The sequence below is a fragment of the Nocardia sp. NPDC051911 genome, from assembly GCF_040681035.1.
Lineage (GTDB): Bacteria > Actinomycetota > Actinomycetes > Mycobacteriales > Mycobacteriaceae > Nocardia > Nocardia sichangensis.
In genome coordinates, this window is record NZ_JBFAXY010000007.1 from 213,617 (window position 1) to 232,631 (window position 19,015).

A 19,015-nucleotide genomic window follows, 5' to 3' on the forward strand; every position below is an offset into this window, starting at 1 on the left:
AGTCGGTCGGAATGGAGAGGTTCGTCGATATGACCAGCGAGTTCGATCAGGATTCACAAGAGTGGCGCCGAGTTCGCGACGTCAACCAAGACATGGTCCCCGGCCTGCGGGAACGCGCGAAGAACGATCCTGATTACGAACCCAATTTCATCGCGACGAATGGCTGGGCGGCCTACGGGTTCCTGGAGAATTACGGTCGACCGTACCGGCGTGATCGTGCGGTCGGCTGGACCTCGGTGGCCGATGGTCGTCAGGGCACGAGCGATAATTCCAACACCACCGCGGGGGCGATCGAGGACACCGACGGAGCGGGTGGCGCGGCGGTTCGGAGTGCGTCGGCGGAGGTCTGAGCTTCAACGGCCGGCAGGTATCCGGCGGGCGGATTCAGAATGGCTGCAATCGGCTCGCGACCGTTCGGAACCACGATTCTGATCGTGGGTTCTGCTGAAGGGTGCAAAACGATCCGGGCTTCGTCGACCGGGCCCAATGCCCGTGATGCCCGTGATGTGGGTTGGCGGCGGCACTTCCCCTGATCGGCGATCGAGGCAACGGCACAGGGCTCTCGCGACAGGCGCCGCGGTGAACCGCCCGTCTAGGAGGACGCATGACCAACTACTTCACTTATGACAAGAACGGCAACTATACAAAATCGACGAGCCGTCCTGAGTCTGGCTTCTACACCGCGCAGGAAGGGCCTGGTGGCGCAGTAACCCTGTATGAGGCAAAACCAGGTGGGGATCCCAAGAAAATCGACTCTTGGGACCACCCTCGGGACATGGATTACGTGGTCACCCCGGATGGTACCGCATACAAAGTCAAGCTGGTCGACAACGTATATCGTGCCGACCCGGACAAGCGCGATGAAAAACATGATCACAAGCCCGCCGACACCGGGCCCTCGGCAGAGCAGAGGGAGGCGGACGAGAAGAAAAAATACATGGAGGGTCTGGAGAAAGATCCAGAAGAGGGCGATAAATTCGATGACTTTCCGCTGAAGATCAAACTCCCTCCCGGTAGCCCTTCGGACGACCTGACGACCTATATCAGTTTGGCGAACCACCAGCTCAAGTACCTCGAGAAACAAATGGGCGACAAGAAGAAGCCGATCGCCTTGACTTCCCCGGAAAAGGGCAAAGATACTCTTATTTGGGACAACAACCTCAGTAAATCGTTCACGGATTCGATGGGGAAAGGCGCGGAGGCGCAAGCCGGGGGAAAGGGCGAAGCAGTCGATGCTTACAAATCGGCTTCCGCATTCCTCGACGAGTTGGACGCCCAGTGGTCGGCCAGGGACGACGACTTCAAAACGGAGAATCTGAAGCTCACCGCCGACAACGATCGTACATATCGGAAAATGTGGGACAAAGTCCAATCGGCGCATGAGGACATCTGGGCGGCACTCAAGAAACCTCATGCTGGATACTTCGGCGGAAGTACTTTCAGTGACAGCAACTTCACAGCTCCTGGTATTCAAAATGTGGTGGAAGAGGAGCCGGTCTACGGAATCGTCCGTGAGACCGTTCAGTTCTGTGTAGATCAGGTCGCCGATTACGCGACTCGAGCCGAGAGCGCGGGGAAGAAATACGGCGATTTCCCAGGATTTCCCACCGACAAGGGGGACAAGGGAGACGACAAGGGCGATAAAGGCGACGACAAGGGCGATAAAGGCGACGACAAGGGTGACAAGGGCGACAAGGGCAACAACAACGCGAACAACAACGGCGCGACCAACAACGGCGGTGTGAACAACGGCGGTTACAACGGCGGCTATAACGGTGGGTACAACGGCGGCGCCAACAACGGCACTCAGGGCACCGCAGGCACCGCACAGCAGGCCAGTCAGAACGAAGACTTCAGTTCCACCTACGACGACCTGCTCGGGACGGACACCACGGGCACGGCGGACACCACCCAGACCGCCCTCGACAACACCGGTACGGGCGGCACCACCGGGTCGAGCACGGTCACCGCTGTGCCGAGCACGGCGATGCAAGGCGGAACAGGCTCGGGATCGGGGTCGGGCGGCACCACGGCCACACCGGCCGCCACTGCCACTCCGGCCAGCACCGGAAACGATATGTCCAGTCTGATGACACAGATGGCCCTGATGAACGCCCTGCAGGGCAACCAGACCCGTCAGCCCACCGGCGACGACAGCCGCTACGACGACGACCGGGATTCTCGGCATGAGCGCGACCGGCGGGAACGAGAGCGCGCTACGCAGGCGTCGACCACCCAGCAAACCGCTCAGCCCTCTCCTGCCGGTGTGACCGCGCCGACCTACGCGGGCACTCCGCCGCCGGTGACGACGCCGGGCACCACGGTGGATGTCCCCATCGACAACACGAATGTCAAGGCAGCCCCGCCGGTCGCGGAGGCCTTGCAGAAGCAGGTGCAGAACGTCGCCCTCGACGCGGTATCCGCGTACAAGGGGACTGCGGGTGAGTTGACAGCGGACCATCCGCCCGCGGTGGTCAACGGCCCCGGCGAGTTGAAAACGGGCGATATTCTTCAGTGGGAGCGACACAGCGCGTTGATCGTGCGGGATCAGGAGCAAAACCGGTTGTACGTCCTGGACGGCGGCCATCTCGTTCCACTGGATCCCAACAATCCACCGTTGAAAGAAAAGTACGGTGATTTCACGGGATACGTGCATCCAACCGGTTTGGATGCCGGCAACGCCAATCTGGGTGCCGCGGCGGCACCGCCGCCCACCACGAGCCAGGCACAGCAGCCGACCGCTCCACCGCCCGTAGGGCCACCACCGCAACAGACCTGAGCGGCCGGACAGCATGGCCGCACAGAAGGACATCGTCATCGCGGCGGCGACCGGCTATGGGTGGCCCGAAGTCGAGCCGTGGGCAAGGAGCCTCGCCGCGAGCGATTTCGCCGGTGTGGGTGCGGTCATCGTGTACGACCGCGATGTCCGCGGCGACGCCATCGCCGATAACCTGGAATCACTGGGGTTGTATCCGATACGCATGTCGCTTCGCGGCAGTATCTACAATCAGCGGTTCGAAGATGTCGCCCAGGTATTGCGGACATTCAGGCATTCGCTTCGATTCGCCGTGGTCACCGACGTGCGCGATGTGTACTTTCAGGCGGACCCGATCCAGTGGTTGGAAAACCACTTGAGCCGCACCTTCGTCGCTGTCAGCGAGGGGGTGCGGTACTGCGACGAAGGGTGGAACCGGGACAATCTGCGCCATGGCTTCCCCGAACTCGCCGAGCGCGTGTGGTCGAAGGTGGTCTGCAACGTCGGTGTCCTTGCCGGTCGAGCCGATGCCATATCCAATCTGTGTGTGGCCATTTCCCGTGTCGCCGCCTCGTCTGGAGTGCCGGTCGCGGATCAGAGCGGGTACAACGTCCTGCTCGACATGGAACCGTTTCGTTCCGCGGTGCAGTTGGTGACATCCGACGACGGATTCGCCTGTCAGGCTGGGACGTTGGCGGATCCGAACCGGGTCGGAGTGCTGCGCCCGTTTCTCCTCGAGCCCGAGCCGATCTGGTCCGGAGCGGACGTGCGGACGTCCACGGGCAAGTTGTATCCGATCGTGCATCAATACGATCGGGTGCCCGAATGGAAACGGGCGTTTTCGGCCGAACTGCGGTCTACTCCTGTGCGGAGGCCGGGTTCTTCTCGAGCAGCCCTGGTTCGCGTCCTCGGGGATGCCGACGGCGCGTCGGTCTCGGATGTCGCCCGAAGCTTCGGGGTGCCTCGGGATAGATCAGCGATACCACTGTATTCCGCAGACCAGAAGATGGATTCGGCGGCGCGTCGACCGAGAGTGAAGCCGGGTCGGCCAGGTAGCGCGGGCGGATGAGCCGTCAGCTCGCCTTATCGATTATCGGGTCCCCGTCGGCCAGATCGTCAGCAGCCGCGGAACGTTGCCGGATGGTGAAGTCGAAGCTGCTGTAACGATCGCGACCGTTCCCGGCATCTTCCCAGGTGAAGCCATACTTGCCGATATGTTCCAGGCGGATTCGAGTGTCGGCGTGGATGGCGAAGCCGCTTTTTCGCGCGCGTTCGCAGAAGGAGTAATCCTCGCCGAGGTACCAGTGGTTCTCGCCGTCGGGAATGATCATGGGCAGGAAGAACGGGATGTTGGCACGGCCGAACTGTGTATTGCAGACCGGAAGCTTTTCTCGTTGCAGGATCTTCTCGTAGACATTTCTTCTGGTGAGCAGGAACCCGCAGGCCGCATAGCGGATCTCGATGACGCCGCCGCCTTCGCCGAATGTGATTTTCGTGGTGCCGGGCAGAAGACTGCAGACCAGTTCGCGCGCCATTTTCTTGGCATAGATACCGCCCACCACCGGCAAGTCGTGCGATCGCAACATCTCGACGGATTTCGGTTCGAAGCGAACGTCCGCATCGATCCACATCAACTCTTCGAAGCCCTGTGCCAAAGCATCCGTGGCGATTTGGCTGCGCGCTTGGTCGATCGCGGAACAGCCGTATACGCGCCAGACCGGATATCCGCGTCGTTCGAGTTCCGCCAATCCTTCCGCGCATCCGGGCTCGATGTAGTCGTGCACCGGGACCAGCACGACACAGCGGGAAGGATCCATTTTCTCCACCTGGTAAGGGCCTCGTATGCGGGGCCAACTGTACTGTGCGGCCGGAGAACCACACTATGTGGGAAGGAGGGACTTCAGGGCATCCGGCGGGCAGAACCCCGGTCGAGCTTTCGGACGCCTCTCACAGGCTGATCTGCCGACGGACGTCACCGGACGATGCGATGGACGTGCGCGGACAGCGGCGGTGGCTGGCGCCCTGGTGCATCGGCGAGGCCGAGTGGGTCAACAGAAGCGGACTACGCTCGTGCCTTTTCGCCCCGCACCGAGGCGGCGACCTGGTTCGGCATCGGTTCGTGGCGCGCGTACCTACGGGTGAAATCGCCGGTGCCGTGGGAGATCGAGCGCAGGTCGATGGCGTAGCGGCTGAGTTCCAGCTCGGGGACTTCGGCGTGGATCCGGGTGCGCCCGGCGCCGTGCGGCTCGGTGCCGAGGACGCGACCGCGGCGGCTGGACAGGTCGCTCAGCACCGGTCCGACGTATTCGTCGGTGACCAGCACCCAGACCTCGGCGAGAGGCTCCAGCACTCTGATTCCCGCGGCCGCCGCTGCCTCACGCAGGGCGAGGGCGCCCGCGGTCTGGAAGGCGGCGTCGGAGGAGTCGACGGAATGGGCCTTGCCGTCGAACAGGGTGACGCGCACGTCCACGAGCGGATATCCGGCGGTCAATCCGCGGTTGGCTTGCGCGCGGACGCCCTTCTCCACCGATGGAATGAACTGGCGCGGGACCACTCCGCCGACCACCTTGTCCACGAACTCGATCCCGGACCCTTCGGGTAGCGGTTCGACTTCGATCTCGCACACGGCGTACTGGCCGTGTCCGCCGGACTGCTTCACATGCCTGCCGCGCCCGGTCGCCTTGCCCGCGAGAGTCTCTCGCAACGCCACCTGGTGATCGGTCACGTCCACCTGTACGCCGAACCGGGTCCGCAATCGTTCCAACGCTACGTCGCGGTGCGCTTCGCCGAGGCACCACAGCACCAGCTGGTGGGTTTGCGCATTGTGCTCCAGCCGCAGCGCCGGGTCCTCGGCGGCGAGCCGGGCGAGGCTCTGCGACAGTTTGTCCTCGTCGGCTTTGCTGTGCGCGCTGATGGCGATGGGCAGCAGGGGATCGGGCATCGGCCACGGCTCGATCCGCAAGGGGCTGTCGGTGGACGAGAGGGTGTCGCCGGTTTCGGCGTGACCGAGTTTGGTGACGTAGGCGATGTCGCCCGCGATGGCCTGGCGTAGCGGGCGTTGCTGTTTGCCGAACGGAGCCGAGATCGCGCCGACCCGCTCGTCCAGCTCGTGGCACTCGTGGCCGCGATCCTCCAGGCCGTGCCCGCTGACGTGCACCGTGTCGTCGGCGTGCAAGGTGCCGGAGAAGACGCGGACCATGCAGACTCGCCCGACGTACGGGTCGGACGCGGTGCGGATGACCTCGGCGGCCAGCTCGCCGTCCGGGTCGCAGCGCAGCGGATGCGGCTGCGCGCCGTTGGCGGCGGTGATGGGGTGCTCGACCGGCGTCGGAAAGCCGCCGGTGATCAGGTCGAGGAGTTCCACCGTGCCGAGGCCTTGCTTCGCCCCTTCGGGCGCGGGCGCGGCGAACAGCACCGGATGGAAGCTGCCCCGCGCGACCGCGCGCTCCAGGTCGGCGACCAGCGTGGCCAGGCTGATCTCCTCGCCGTCGAGGTAGCGCTCCATCAGGCTCTCGTCTTCGCTTTCCGCGATGATGCCCTCGATGAGGCGATTGCGCGCCTCCTCCAGCGCGGGCGCCTGATCGGGCGAAGGGTCGCCCTGGACCTCCTCGCCGGAGGAGTAGTCGCCCACGCAGTGCGGCAGCAGCTCCACCATGCCGGTGACCGGCCGGTGACCGTCCGGATTCTTCGGGCCGTACACGGGCAGGTGCAGCGGCAGGATGCTCTCCGACGAGCCGCCGCCCAGCACGGTGCGGCAGGCCTCGGTCATCACGTCGTACTCGTCACGCGCCGTGTCCAGATGGGTGATCACGATCGCACGCGGCATCCCGACCGCGGCGCACTCCTCCCACAGCGCCCTGGTCGCTCCGGCGATCCCGTCTACGCCCTCGGCCGCCGAGATGACGAACAGCGCCGCATCCGCCGCGCGCAGCCCTGCCCGCAGTTCGCCGACGAAGTCCGCGTATCCGGGCGTATCGATCAGGTTGATCTTCATGCCGCCCCACGCCACCGGCACCACCGACAGCTGCACGGACCGGTGCTGGCGATGCTCGATCTCGTCGTAGTCCGACAGCGAGGTGCCGTCCTCGACCCGCCCGGCGCGATTGACCGCCCGCGCGGTGAGCGCCATGGCGTCGACCAGCGTGGTCTTTCCCGACCCGCTGTGCCCGACCAGGACCACGTTGCGAATCTGCTCGGGGCGGTCCGCCGTCATCACGCCGCCGTCGCCCGCGGCAGCTCCGTTGGTCTTGTCCACCATGTGTCTCGCTCCTTCGCCCGACACCTGCCGTACATCCACCTTCCCACCGGGCGTTGCGTTCCGTCGACGAATCGGCAGATCAGGGCGCGGAGCCGGTCATTCGCAGGCGGGCGAGGGCGGCCCGGTCCCGGCGATGTTCTCGCACGCCCAGTACCGGTCGATACGCCAGGAGCCGTCGCGCGAGACGAACGGCACGATCGTCGGACGGCGGCCGTTCGGTCCGGCGAGAACGACGGTCGCGAGGAGGTAACCGCCCGCGCCGGTCACTTTGCCGACCGTCGTGGTGATCGAGGTGAAGGCCTGAGCGACCCGGGTGATCAACTCCGGGTCCTTGTCGTCGTCCGCGATCCGCAGCGGTTTCCGCTCAGTGGGAACCGCCGGGTCCAGCGTCTGTCGTAGTCGATTGTCGAGATCGGTGACCGTGGGCGCCGGTGGATCGGGCTGGGTGTTCGCCGGGGCGTCGGGCACCGTGCCCGGATACAGCTGACGGGCGATGCCGAACCAGATGACCGAGGCGGTCACCCCGAGCAGGGGTGGAGAAGTGAATTCGTTGACCGCGACGGTGACGCTGACGTCCTGCTCGGGGAGATAGCCCATGTGGGTGGTGTAGCCCAGCACCGCGCCGCTGTGGCCGAGCCAGCGGCCGGACTCCACCATGCCGAGTCCGTAGCGCAGGTTTCCGGCGAACTGGGTCCTGGCCCGGAAGGTCTCCGGTTTCAGCAGATCGCCGCGGCCCAGCATGCGGGCGTAGTCGGCCAGGTCGGAGATAGTGGACACCATCGTGCCCGCCGCACCGAAGAGCGCCGGGGTGGTCCGCGCGGTGACGTCGGTGGGCGCTTCGTCGAAGTAGGAGTACCCGCGACTCTCAGGCGCGGGCATGGTGGCGTCGGTGGGATACGTCGTGGCGCGCAACCCGTGCGCGGCGACGACTTCACCGATGACTTGGGGCACCGGCTTCCCGAAGACCTTCTCGAGCACCAGACCCAGCAGGTAGAACTCGGAGTTCGAGTACTCCACGCGGGTACGCGGTGGCTTCGCCCGCTCCGGCTGAGCGATGATCGCGCGTAACCGGTCGCCCTCGTGCCATTCGGATGCCGTAGGCTCCGCGTCGAACTGTTCGGCGAAGGCCGGATAGTCCCGGAGATCCCAGACGCCGCCCTGCATGCCGAGCAGGTCGCGGAGAGTGATGGTGCCGCCGTTGGGCACTCCCGGCACATATCGTTCCAGCACGTCGTCCAACGAGAGTTTGCCCTCGTCGGCCGCGCGCAGCACCGCGGTCGCGGTGAACGTCTTGGTGATACTCCCGATCCGGACATGATCCGCTACGTCCATCGGACGACCCGTCGCGAGATCCGCTGTGCCGTAAGCCCTGACGAAGGACCCCCGTTTCGGGTCGTGCACCGCGACCAGTACCCCGGGGGCCAGCCGCGCGTCCATTTGCGGCCGCACGATGCGGTCGATCCGCTCGGCTGCCTCGGTTGGAAAGCCTCGTTCCTCGCGCTCGTCCGATGCGCATCCGGCCAGCAGCGCGGCCACCGTCGTCAGCGCCACGGCGACCGCACACAACGATGTGAATCGTCCCCTCATCGAGCCCCCCTGTTCGATAGCGCTTTTGTCAGTGTGCCAGGACCACCGAACAGCCGTGTTCCCATCAGGGACGTCCCTCGCACATCTCGCGCCGACGTGCGAGGAACGCTCCATCGGGAACGTCTGCCGCTCAGGACAACCGGCGGATGTCCCCACGGACGCGGTAGAAGCCGCCGCGCGCCGACTCCGCTATGCCGTCGACCACGTAACGAGCCCCAGCCAGACGAATATCCTTGGGGAACTGCACATTCCACCCCTGGTGATATCCAGGCGAGACGACTCGCACGCGCAGCGAACTGCCCTGGCTCACGCACTCCACGACGATTCCGCTACCCGCTTCGGAGGTGATCTCGACGGTGTCGCTGGGCACCACCGCCGAGATCTCGGGAGCCTTCACCGACACCGTTTCGGGCAGCACACCCTGCTCGGCGTCGCGGATGGCGGCGTCGCCGACATCGAGACAGGCCAGCGCGCCGGTCGTGGTGACCAAGTACAGCTTCTCGTCGTGGTACTGCATGGAATACGCCGAGCCGCAGCCGGTGGCGAGCTTCCACACGCGGTTCCCGGCGGCGTCGAAGCAGTACACCGAGGAGTAGTTGTCGCCGGCGAAGACATACCGGCCGTCGGGCGAGGTGGCGCAGGAGAAGACCGCGGCGTCGCACTGATAGACGCGCTCGGCCCGGCCGCTCTTGGCCACCATGCGGACCTGGTTACGGGCGGTGCCCGCGTAGACGGCGTCGGATTCCTGCCAGCCGAACAGGACGCCGCCGCCGGTGCCCATTTGCCACAGGGTGCTTCCGCTGTCCAGGTCGTACTTGGTGACGCCGGCGGAATGCCCGTGGTAGACGCCGTTCGCGTCGATGCGCACCATCCAGCCCGAATCGCCGGTGCTGCGCCGCGTCCACAGCGACTCCTCCTCGTAGTCGATCACGGTGATCCCGCCTTGGCGGTCGGAGACGCCGAGGATGCCGTCGTGGATGTCGAGCCAGTAGATGTCGACATCGGCCGCGATGTCGTAGGCTGCCCGAGGCACCTTGCCCGACAGGTCGTAGACGCGCCCGTCGTCGCAGCCGGCGTAGATCCAGAAGTCGTCGGCCACGATGCACTTGACCGAATCCGGCAGGCGGTACCGGCCGGTGACCACACCGTCGGGAGTCAGGGTGAACACGTCGCCGCTCTCGTTGCCGACCCAGCAGCGGCGCTCGTCGACGAAGATGCCGAAGGCGGCGGCGCCGGAGTCGAAACTCCACAACACGGGCGCTGCCTTCGCCGTGGAGCGGCCGCTGCTGATCGCGCGCCTGGTCACCGGACGCCTGGCCCGCGCGCCCAGCACGGCGGGCGCGTAGCCCTTGCGCACCTTCTCGCCGATCTTCTTCGACGCGGCCGCCTGCGCCTTCTCCTCGGAGGCGAACGAACTCACCTTCGTCTGCCCTTGTTCCCCGATGCGACCGAAGCGGACGCTCACTTGCGTACCCGCGACGATCACCTCGTAGAACTTGTGCGCGGTACCACTGTCCTCGGACAGTTCGAGATAGGTGGTTCCCCCGATAGTCATAGCGCCTCGCCTGTTTTCGTCAGATCAGAACGAGACGAAAGTTAGCAAGAGGCACCGACATTCGACGGCGCGTGCGAGATCGCCGGTGGCCGGCTCTGGCACAATCGTGCCGGGCTCGTGAGGAGGGGGTACGCCATGGTGTTGACCGCGCGGTTCCAGCCGGGATCGACCAGCCGTCCGTTCGTCGACCGCGCGCCGGTGCTGACGCGGTTCGACGAACTGCTCGCCGAGGCCGCCGGGCATCCCCGCGTCATGCTGCTCGGCGGTGTCGGCGGGATCGGCAAGTCCCGGCTGGTCACCGAACTGCGGGCGCGGGTCGGCAAGAAACACCCGGCGGCGGTGCTCGACCTGCAGGTTCCGAGTCATCGCCAGGCCGCGGACGGACTCGCCGTGCTGCGCATGCAGTTCGGCGCGCAGAAGATCAAGTTCCACCGCTTCGACATCGCCCGCGCGGTGTTGTGGCAGCGCATGCACCCGCATCTGCGCCTGACCTCGGACGCGCTCGCGCTCGCCGAGCACAGCGAGATCCTGACCGAGATCCTCAACGACGCCACCGGCATCCCGGTCTTCGGCACCGCGACCCGGTTGCTCGAACTCGGCGCTCGCAAGGTGATCCGCACCCACCGGATCCGCCACGATCCGGTCCTCGGGGAACTCGACCGGTTGAGTCTCGCGGGCCTGGAAGAAGCCGTCTCCTACCTGTTCGCGGAGGATCTGAAGAGCGGGACGGAGGGGAAACCGTATGTGGTCTTCCTGGACGCCTACGAAGCGCTGATAGGCGGCGCCGATCGTGAAGGCCGCGCGGCGGCGTCCGATGCCTGGCTACGCGATGTGGTCGCGCAGCTGGACACCGGGTTGGTGGTGATCGCCAGCCGCGAGCCGCTGGGCTGGGAGCGGCACGACTCGGAGTGGTCGGCCCGCATCCGGGCCGTGCCCGTCGACGACCTGCCGATGGACGCCCGCTTCGAATTGCTCGACTCCTCCGGCATCGAGGATCCCGACGAGCGCGCGGCGATCGCCGCTTCGAGCGCGGGTGTCCCGTTCTATCTGCATCTGGCCATCGATGCCCGTACCCGCGCGGGTTGGGTGACGCCCGCCGAATTGGTGTCTCCGGAAACGATTCTCGAGCGTTTCCTCCAGCACGTGCGCCCCGACGAAGTTCGCATGCTGGAACTGCTGGGCCTGCCGCGCACCTTCGATCGGGAGATCTTCACCGCGGTCGCCCGGCAGTTCGAGCTACCGCACCACATCGCCGCGTGGAAGTCCCTGGTCGCGTACTCGTTCGTGTACGCGGCGGACGAGAACGACGAGGGTGAGCGCTTCCAGCTGCACCAATTGATGGTGGACGCGTTGCAGTGGCGTTTGGACCCGGACGTCCGGCGCACTCTGCACGGGGTGCTGCACGACCTGTGGTTCGCACGCGCCGAACGGTCGCTCGGCCGGGTCGCGGCCTTGCGGGAGGCGGGATATCACGGTGTCCGGTCCGGGCTGCTGTCCGCGGTGACGTTGCTGGGATACGTCGACCGGATCGAGGCGGCGGGTGGCAGCCAGGGCATCGGCGGAGTGATCAGCGATCTGGACCGCTATCTGAGCGATCCGCATGAGAACCTGACAGGTATGGCGGAACTGTCGGAACTCACGCGGTGCCTGGAAGCGGAAGCGGCGGTGCTGCTCGGCGACGCCAAACAAGCCGATCGGCTCACCCGGGAGGTCGCTTTGGACCGGACCGGCCCGATCGCGGAGCGGTTGGCAGTCGCCGCGGCGAACGCACGCCGCATACTCGGCGACACCGACGACGCGTTGGCCATCTATCACGACGTGTGGTCGCGCGGATCGGGGCGGGCCCGGCTCGTCGCGGGGCAGTGGGCGGCCGATTTGCACATGTGCCAGGGCCGATTCGGTCAGGCGCTGAGCATGTGCGAGGAACTCGTCGCGATGGCGGAGGACGACCACGAGTTCCTCGGCGACATCGCCCGGTTGCGTCATCTCGCCTACCGATTGGCGTTCGACACCGAACGCGCCGCCCGGTATCTGACGGAGGCCGACACCCATTATCGAGCCGCGGGCAGCGTTGTCGGACAGGCGAATGTCGCGACGAACCTGGCGGAACTCTTGGCGCTCACGGACCCGGCCCGGGCGATCGAGGCCGCCGGAGCGGCGATCGTGCGGCAGCGTGAACTCGGCGCGTTGCACGAACTCGGAAAGGCCTACACCGCATTGGGTCTGGCGCGGTTGTCGCTCGGGGAGCTGGATGCCGCCGAGCACGCGCTCGCCGAAGCGTGCGAGATTCTCGAGCAGGCCGGGTACCGCTCCGGTCGGGCCAGGGCCGAACTGTTCCGCGCGGGGGTCTTCGCGCGCCGCGGGAGGCGCGACGATGCCGTCCGCAGTGCCCGCTGGGCCATCGCGGAATTCCAGGGGGCGAACGTCTATCCGGGGCTGGTCCTCGTCGCGCGAGCGGTCCTGGCGCTGTACGGCTGGACCGAACCCGACATCTCCGAAGCCGCGGCGGCCGCGCGGTCGCGCATTCAGCCGCCGACGCCCGGATCGGGATTGGACCGCGACGCCGCACGCGTGATCGCCCGGGTGATCGGTGTCGACGCCGAGGCGATGTACGTCGAAGCGCTGTCCCGATCGCAGTCGGCCGCGGGGTACTACAACCACAACGTCCGCGTCGACGGCGTCGCCGGTGCGGTGAACGTGCGGATTCCGGTAGCCGGCGCCGATGTGATGGACCTGCGGCAATGGCCCGAACCCGCGGTGCTGATCGCGATCGAGCCCTTCGTCGCCGCGGCGCCGAGACTGCGCTGGGAATCGGTTCACCCCGCCTATCAGATCCACGACTACATCGACGGCGACCTGCTGGATCACATCGCGCCGCGCGGGGTCCGAGTTCCGGCTCATGTACCGGCTGATGTGGCGGCGCTGTTCGGGGAACTTCGGCGCATCCCCCGAGATCTACTGCCGCCGGTCGAGCCGGACTGGGGTGACGAACCCGCTGGGTTCGCGCGCCGATTGTCCGCCGTCACCGCCCGCGTGCACCGTGACAGCAGTGCGGAGTTCGGCGAGCTGTACCGCCGCTTGGGTGTGCCCGATCAGCCGCTCGAGCACATCCTCGCGGCGTGGGACACGCTCGAGGCCAGGCCTTTTCGAATGCTGCATGCCGACGTGCACCGGAAGAACATGATCGTGCGAAACGATCGGGTCGTATTCCTGGATTGGGAATTCGCGCTGTACGGCGATCCGGTCTACGACGTGGCCACGCATCTGCACAAGATGGGCTACCTGCCGGACGAGCAGGAGGCGTTCCTCGCAGCGTGGGTCGCCGCCGAGCCCGAGGCCGCGATCGGGCAGTGGCGTCGCGACCTGCGGACCTACCTCGCACACGAGCGGGTCAAATCGGTTGTCGTCGATGCGGTCCGCTACCGCAAAGCAATCGGGCAGGGCGGGGCCGACGCGGCGGCTGAGGCGGCGTTGGTGGCCAGCATGTGCGGAAAGCTGCGGCTGGCGCGAGACGTGTGGGGACAGACCGAGCCGGTCGACGACGCGGCGGTGGAAGCGGCGTTGCGCGGGCGTGATTGACGCGGCGATCCGCGTACGCCCGTGCTCACCGGGTCGGGGCCCCGATCGAAATGCCGGTGATGAACTCCGCGACGATCGTGTGATCGGGATACTGCCGTCCGTAGACGGCGACGATAGCGCCGACGCGGATGTCCGTCGCCTGTTTGGCAACCAGGACGTTCACCTTGGTGTTGGCGTCGGCGCGTACTTTGACGCTGCTGCTGGTGAACGCGTTTCTGACCACCAATGTCGTGCCGTCATTGGCGACGACCTTTCCGAAGGTGACACCGATGCCCGTCCGGACGGGCGGGGGAGCGGCTACCGGCGCGGTCGTTCGCATGGTGGACGTAGGTGCCGGAGTGCTCGGTGCGCTGGTGCGCAGCGCCGTGGATGACGCCGACGTCCCCGTCGGGTGATTCACCAGCAGACACCCCGACACCAGCAGGAGCACCACACCGACGCAGAGTCCGACGAAAGCGGCCGCGCCCGAGTGATGCAGCCGGTGCGGCGCGTCGTCCTGACGTGGTGGTGGCAGCGGAGGCATCGCCATCACTGTGGTCTGCGAATCGGATTCGCTCTTCGGTGCGAGTGCGCCCGGATGTACTCGTGGCTGCGGCGGTGCTTGGTTGTGCGCGTTCGACGATGCGCCGGGCCCACTCGCGGCGGCGGTGATGGATCTGGTTATTGATCTGGAAAGTGTTGCTGCCGAGAATGATTCGGGATCCCCGCCGACTCGCGCCAGCCGGCCCACCTCCGCCGGCTTCCGTCGGTGCGTACTCCAGCGAGGCATAGGGCAAGGTTATGTTCACCCGGCGCTGTGTTTGTTGTCACTGGCGGGAGTAGCGGTGTGACCTGCATCGATGGGCCGTTGTCGGGCTGATGGGCCGTTCGCGTGGCGACTACGTGGCGCAACAGGCACTGCGGTTGATGCCGAAATCGTCTGTGGGGCAGCGTACGTCGCTCATCGACCACAGCACCCCGCCACCTCTCGCCAGGCGCGAGTGCCCCGCAAGCTCCGGACCCAGCTGGACTCGAACTTGCTCCGAGCGATGGCGTCGTTGCGGCGGGCGATCCCTCGCTGGGGCCACACACGAAGTCACGGTCACCGTGGCGGGTTGATTCGGCGGCCGTTGTGGAGCCGGGCGCGTTCTTCCGGGGGTGAGTACATACGTGGCGTGAGTAATGCCCGCGTCATCGGATTGAACTACAGTTCGGCGGGGGCTGGTCGACGTGCAGTGGTTGCAGCAGCTCTTGTGTCCGGTGCGCGGGCTGTAGAGTGAAGCAGCCCGCTGTCCCCGCTCGGCGGCGTGGTCCCGATCGACTTGTGCAGGACCTCTCGGCCTCTGGTCGTCTCCCCGCTCAGCCGGGTTCGACGATCCGGTCGTCGCTGAGCCGGTACACCACACGTAGGCCATCGAACAAGGCCTGCCACCGAAATCAAGGTCTTGTCCGGAGAATCGGGCTGGTGGACTCCGGTGCGTTTGCGGCGCTGGATCGTTGGCTACTTTCTCTGGCGCGCCTGGTCCCGGCTAGGTGGGTCAGGTGTAGCTGGGATCGTTTTCCTCGCGGAAGGCCGCGACCGTTGCGTGTACGACCCGGTCGAGTTGGGTTCGCACTTCCGTGGTGTCGGCGGGGACGGCCTTGATGGTGGTTCCGCTGCGGACGAGGTAGCGGCCGTCGGGGTAGTCCATCACGTGGAAGCCGCGGGCGGGCGCCGGGCGGTTGTCCCAGGCCGGGCCCGCGTAGACCGCGACGTGGGCGATGGTGGTGCGGGGGCGTTCGAAGAACTGCTCGGCTCGGGCCCGGGGCGGGGCCGGTGCGCCCACGCGGTACGGTTCCTCGTCCTCGGCGTCGAGTTCGTGCCGGGAGATCTCGATGCCGGGGCCGCTGCCGCGTGCGGCGTCGGGTAGGTGGTCGATGACCCGACGGCTCACGCTCTCCGCAGCGATCAGTGACATGTGCACGGCTCCACCGCGATCCGGCGATGCGGTGGGCTCCTGTACCAGCAGCACGGCATGCCGATAATGGACGGCCGCGTGGACGCGCAGTTTGTCCTCCCCGCTGAATCCCGCCATCTCGATGCGTGCCTCGGGTTCGGCCAGCACACGCAGAGCGCTGTACAGGGACTCGTCGAGGCGGCGGTGCAGTCCGGCGGCTTCGGACTTCCACTCCGACTCGTAATCGGCGACGGTCTCCGCCGTGGATCGGTACTGCAAGGGGTATGGCAGCACGTCGCGCTCGACGGCCCGCCACAGCACCGTGAAGCCGAGCGCGGTGAACGACCAGTCCCGTCGGCTCATGCGACCGGCTCCTTCGTCATGGACCGCGCGCGTGGTGGCGTGGCGTCGAGACCGGTCCGGCTCATTCGCCGATCACCGGTGGCACCGACTTCACACTGTTCTCCGCACCGAGACCGGTGAGTTCCTCACCGTTGCGCTGGTTCACCAGGTAGTCCTTCGTCTGGTGCTCCTTGTCGTCGTCGCCCTTGCCGCGAGCGCCCGGCGCCATCATGCCCGGCATGCCGCTCGCTCCCGGCCGACCGGTGCCGGGCCGCGCGGAAGCGGCGGCGGGAACGCCGCCCGGGACACCGTTGATGCTGCGACCCGGTGCGGGAGCGCCGAGGCCGGGAGCGTTCGGGTTGAGTGTGCCCGGGCTGTGCGTGCCGGGAGATCCGGGACTCGGTGTTCCGGGGCGGGTCAGCGATGGATCGGTTCCGGGATTGGTGCTCGCCGGTTGGGTCGACGGGTTCGTGCTCGCGGGTGTGGTCGCGCTCTGTTCGGTCGTGCTTTCCTGCTCGGCAACAGGATTCGTGCTGGACGGGACGGTGGTCTCCGGCGTGTTCTCGGTGCCCGGTTGCTGTGCTGGGTCCGCCGTGGTGGCTTTGCCGGCGGTGCCGGTGCCGGTGCCGGACGACGACGGCTGCCAGCCGTTGTTCGGCGTGTACGGCTGATCGCTCGAATTGTGCACCGGGTTGTACGGCTTGGGCACCAGTGGAACGCCGGTATCGGCTTCCCGGACGGCAGGGTAGAAGACGTTCTTGACGACGTTCACGGACGCGTCGTGCGCGGCGTCCTCGCGATGCTGGTTCAGCTTCCAGGTCGGGCCCGGCACCCAACTCGCGACGTCGCTGGTCCACGTATGGGCGGGTGCTTCTTGCACGGCGGGCCGGGTGACCTCGATACCCGACCGGATGATCTTCACCTTCTCGGCGACGATCTGCACCGAACTGATCAGTCCGCCGGACTTGTCGACATATTCCTTGATCCCGTCCGCCGCGGCCTTCGCCGCCGCCCCCTCCCATTTGCCTTCCATGGCCTTGCCGATCTCCGGGGCGAAACCTTGCAAACCCTGCTCGAGCCGGTTGCGAATGGACTCCCACCGCTGGTGCAGCGCGACGACTCCATCGATCGACATCGCCTGCACGCGTTGATAGAGATCGTCCATGCCGTCCGGGTTCTTGTACGCGCTCTCCGGAACTTTCGGCGACTGGGTCTGCAAATCACTACCGGCGCGCATGATTTCGGTGATGCGGTTCCGCGCGATGGCCGCGTCGGGGCTCTCATCGCGCGAACCGCTGTCCGGCGGGCCGGATTTCGACTGCTCGTACAGCGCGGCGCCAATCGCTACCAAGAACGGCAGGCCCATGATTATCCCCCGGTCAGTTCAGCAGATTGCTCGTATCTTGCGCGTTGGAGTCGTCCGTCGCGCCGATGCGGTCCACGGAAATCTGGATCGTATCACGCATCAGGGTCAGTACTTCGATGTGCTCTTTGAGGGCGGAGTCCACATCCCCGTCGCCGCCGATTGCCTTGGCCCCCAGCATGTTCGCTAGATCGATGGAGCAGTCGAACTTGCCGAGGCCCGTGACCATCTCGACATCCTTCAGGTTCGTGCGGAGAGAGTTGTAGAGCTGGATCTGACGATCGCAGGCATCCCAGCATGCTTTCGCAACCGAGCGGTCCAGGTAGAGGCGGCCAGCCTTCGCTTCGTCAGCGAGGTATCGCCAGCGCGATACCTCCTCTTCCATAGCCATAGATGATCTCCTTGGTCAGCGCGGAAATATCGGGACTAGAGTCTCAGCGGCTTTCATCGCCCTGGTGCATGGCGCGATCACATTCTTCGATGAGGCATGGTTGTAAATCGTGATACTCAGTGCGCCATGGCTTGCGGGAAAGACCAGGTCGCAGTCTTCATCGAACTTGTCCTTCGCTCGACGGTACTGAACGCCGTTTCGGTCGCCGACGGAAATATCGGTGAAGTCGATATTTCCTTCCTTCCTCCTGAAGTCGTCCACGGAATGAATTGTCGACCAGATGCCGAGTGTGAAGTCGGCATTGCTCCAGTTACAGTGCTTCCAACCGGGCTCTTCGACGCCGCCCACCCCGGACTCTCTCGTCGACGGGCCCACGCCGATTTTCTGAAGTACCTGATCCGATACTTGCGTGCACGGATCCCACAGGGCGGCCGTGGCCGCCGAGGTATCGATCGTGCTGGGCGTGGCAGTCCCGTTCGTGCCCGAATCACACCCCGAAGCGACCAGCGCCACCCCAGCGAGTGCTACAACTGTCGCCCTCGTCCGTCGTCCCACGAAGCCTCCCGATCCGGGCCGTCAAAGTCGTCCCTGAAGTCTATGACGCATATACAGGGTCTCCGGTTCCATCGGATTCGGTTCGTTCGGATCAGGAGCTTCGGGTCGTTGCGTCATCTGATCGACGGGCGCGCAGGTGGGTGAGCGTTGCTAGGGTTGGTCTCGCGGCTGGTCGGGCTTTTGGAACCCATAGTGGTGGTGTGCAGTTCGGTCCGCGCAGATGATGATCGACTGGACGACGGTGCTGATGTGCGGGCGGAACGCGTCGCGTGGTGCGACGACCCACCGGCGGTATCCAGTTCGTTCGTCGGCGGGGGAGGGCAGCAGGATCTCGCCGCCATCGGGGACGATCGTCGCGGAGGCGCGCAGCAGTGCGACGAAGATGTCGGTGTCGTTGGCGAGCTGGTGGGTGTCGTCGGGGCGGACGAGGATCGTCCAGCGTCCGGAGCCGTGTGCGATGACGGGGCCGAGCAAGTATTGCCCGGCGAGGTCGGAGTGGACCATTCTGCCGAGTTGTTCGGGCACGGTGACCGCGCCTACGTCTCCCGCGCGCAGGGTGATTCGCCGAGTTTCCTGGTGTACGTAGCACGGCAGGCCGTAGACGTGCCGGTAGCGCTGGCAGCGGGTGAGTGTGGGATCGGAGGCGGGATCGGTATTCATGGCCGCTCCGTCAGCACGAACCGGGGTGGAGTCGGCCTTGTTCGAGTTGGGCAG

14 protein-coding genes are annotated in these 19,015 nt (G+C 66.0%); 4 read left to right on the forward strand and 10 right to left on the reverse strand.

Features of this window, described 5'->3' with window-relative positions; genetic code table 11:
• Nucleotides 1-29 precede the first annotated feature (29 nt).
• The 3 genes from AB0L97_RS11520 to AB0L97_RS11530 all read left to right on the forward strand — a co-directional run bounded on the left by AB0L97_RS11520 (nt 30) and on the right by AB0L97_RS11530 (nt 3,824).
• Entirely contained in the window at nt 30-350 is a 321-nt protein-coding gene (locus AB0L97_RS11520) for a hypothetical protein (protein ID WP_364427816.1), read from the forward strand.
• Between the two features lie 254 nt (nt 351-604).
• Nucleotides 605-2,779 carry a hypothetical protein gene (locus AB0L97_RS11525; RefSeq protein WP_364427819.1) on the forward strand — a complete coding sequence of 725 codons (2,175 nt, stop codon included), beginning with the start codon at nt 605-607 and terminating at the stop codon, nt 2,777-2,779.
• A gap of 13 nt (nt 2,780-2,792) precedes the next feature.
• The gene (locus AB0L97_RS11530) at nt 2,793-3,824 is read left to right on the forward strand and encodes a hypothetical protein (RefSeq protein WP_364427822.1); all 1,032 of its coding nucleotides are present in this window, start codon (nt 2,793-2,795) and stop codon (nt 3,822-3,824) included.
• Between the two features lie 4 nt (nt 3,825-3,828).
• On the opposite strand, the gene AB0L97_RS11535 is transcribed toward AB0L97_RS11530, so the two are convergent.
• The 4 genes from AB0L97_RS11535 to AB0L97_RS11550 form a co-directional block, all read right to left on the reverse strand.
• Nucleotides 3,829-4,572: a hypothetical protein gene (locus AB0L97_RS11535; protein ID WP_364427825.1), complete on the reverse strand. Its 744-nt coding sequence runs from the start codon at nt 4,570-4,572 to the stop codon at nt 3,829-3,831.
• A 245-nt stretch (nt 4,573-4,817) separates the two neighbouring features.
• The gene (locus AB0L97_RS11540; RefSeq protein WP_364427827.1) at nt 4,818-7,013 is read right to left on the reverse strand and encodes an elongation factor G-like protein EF-G2; all 2,196 of its coding nucleotides are present in this window, start codon (nt 7,011-7,013) and stop codon (nt 4,818-4,820) included.
• A 96-nt stretch (nt 7,014-7,109) separates the two neighbouring features.
• On the reverse strand, nt 7,110-8,600 hold the full coding sequence (locus AB0L97_RS11545) for a serine hydrolase domain-containing protein (protein WP_364427829.1): 1,491 nt from the start codon (nt 8,598-8,600) through the stop codon (nt 7,110-7,112).
• 130 nt (nt 8,601-8,730) lie between these two features.
• A complete protein-coding gene (locus AB0L97_RS11550) occupies nt 8,731-10,155 on the reverse strand; it encodes a WGR domain-containing protein (protein ID WP_364427832.1) in 1,425 nt (474 codons plus the stop codon).
• A gap of 135 nt (nt 10,156-10,290) precedes the next feature.
• On the opposite strand from AB0L97_RS11550, the gene AB0L97_RS11555 reads away from it, so the two are divergent.
• Nucleotides 10,291-13,734: an aminoglycoside phosphotransferase family protein gene (locus AB0L97_RS11555; RefSeq protein WP_364427835.1), complete on the forward strand. Its 3,444-nt coding sequence runs from the start codon at nt 10,291-10,293 to the stop codon at nt 13,732-13,734.
• Between the two features lie 25 nt (nt 13,735-13,759).
• On the opposite strand, the gene AB0L97_RS11560 is transcribed toward AB0L97_RS11555, so the two are convergent.
• The 6 genes from AB0L97_RS11560 to AB0L97_RS11585 all read right to left on the reverse strand — a co-directional run bounded on the left by AB0L97_RS11560 (nt 13,760) and on the right by AB0L97_RS11585 (nt 18,961).
• Nucleotides 13,760-14,257, reverse strand: a complete 498-nt coding sequence (locus AB0L97_RS11560) for a hypothetical protein (RefSeq protein ID WP_364427838.1) — start codon at nt 14,255-14,257, stop codon at nt 13,760-13,762.
• A 994-nt stretch (nt 14,258-15,251) separates the two neighbouring features.
• The gene (locus AB0L97_RS11565; RefSeq protein ID WP_364427841.1) at nt 15,252-16,013 is read right to left on the reverse strand and encodes an ESX secretion-associated protein EspG; all 762 of its coding nucleotides are present in this window, start codon (nt 16,011-16,013) and stop codon (nt 15,252-15,254) included.
• 61 nt (nt 16,014-16,074) lie between these two features.
• Nucleotides 16,075-17,358 (reverse strand): hypothetical protein, encoded by a 1,284-nt coding sequence (locus tag AB0L97_RS11570; protein ID WP_364427844.1) that lies wholly within the window; start codon nt 17,356-17,358, stop codon nt 16,075-16,077.
• Nucleotides 17,359-17,371: 13 nt separating this feature from the next.
• Nucleotides 17,372-17,746 carry a hypothetical protein gene (locus tag AB0L97_RS11575; protein WP_364427847.1) on the reverse strand — a complete coding sequence of 125 codons (375 nt, stop codon included), beginning with the start codon at nt 17,744-17,746 and terminating at the stop codon, nt 17,372-17,374.
• Nucleotides 17,747-17,761: 15 nt separating this feature from the next.
• A complete protein-coding gene (locus AB0L97_RS11580) occupies nt 17,762-18,259 on the reverse strand; it encodes a DUF3558 domain-containing protein (protein WP_364427850.1) in 498 nt (165 codons plus the stop codon).
• A 192-nt stretch (nt 18,260-18,451) separates the two neighbouring features.
• Nucleotides 18,452-18,961 (reverse strand): DNA-directed RNA polymerase subunit beta, encoded by a 510-nt coding sequence (locus AB0L97_RS11585; RefSeq protein ID WP_364427853.1) that lies wholly within the window; start codon nt 18,959-18,961, stop codon nt 18,452-18,454.
• Between the last annotated feature and the right edge of the window lie 54 nt (nt 18,962-19,015).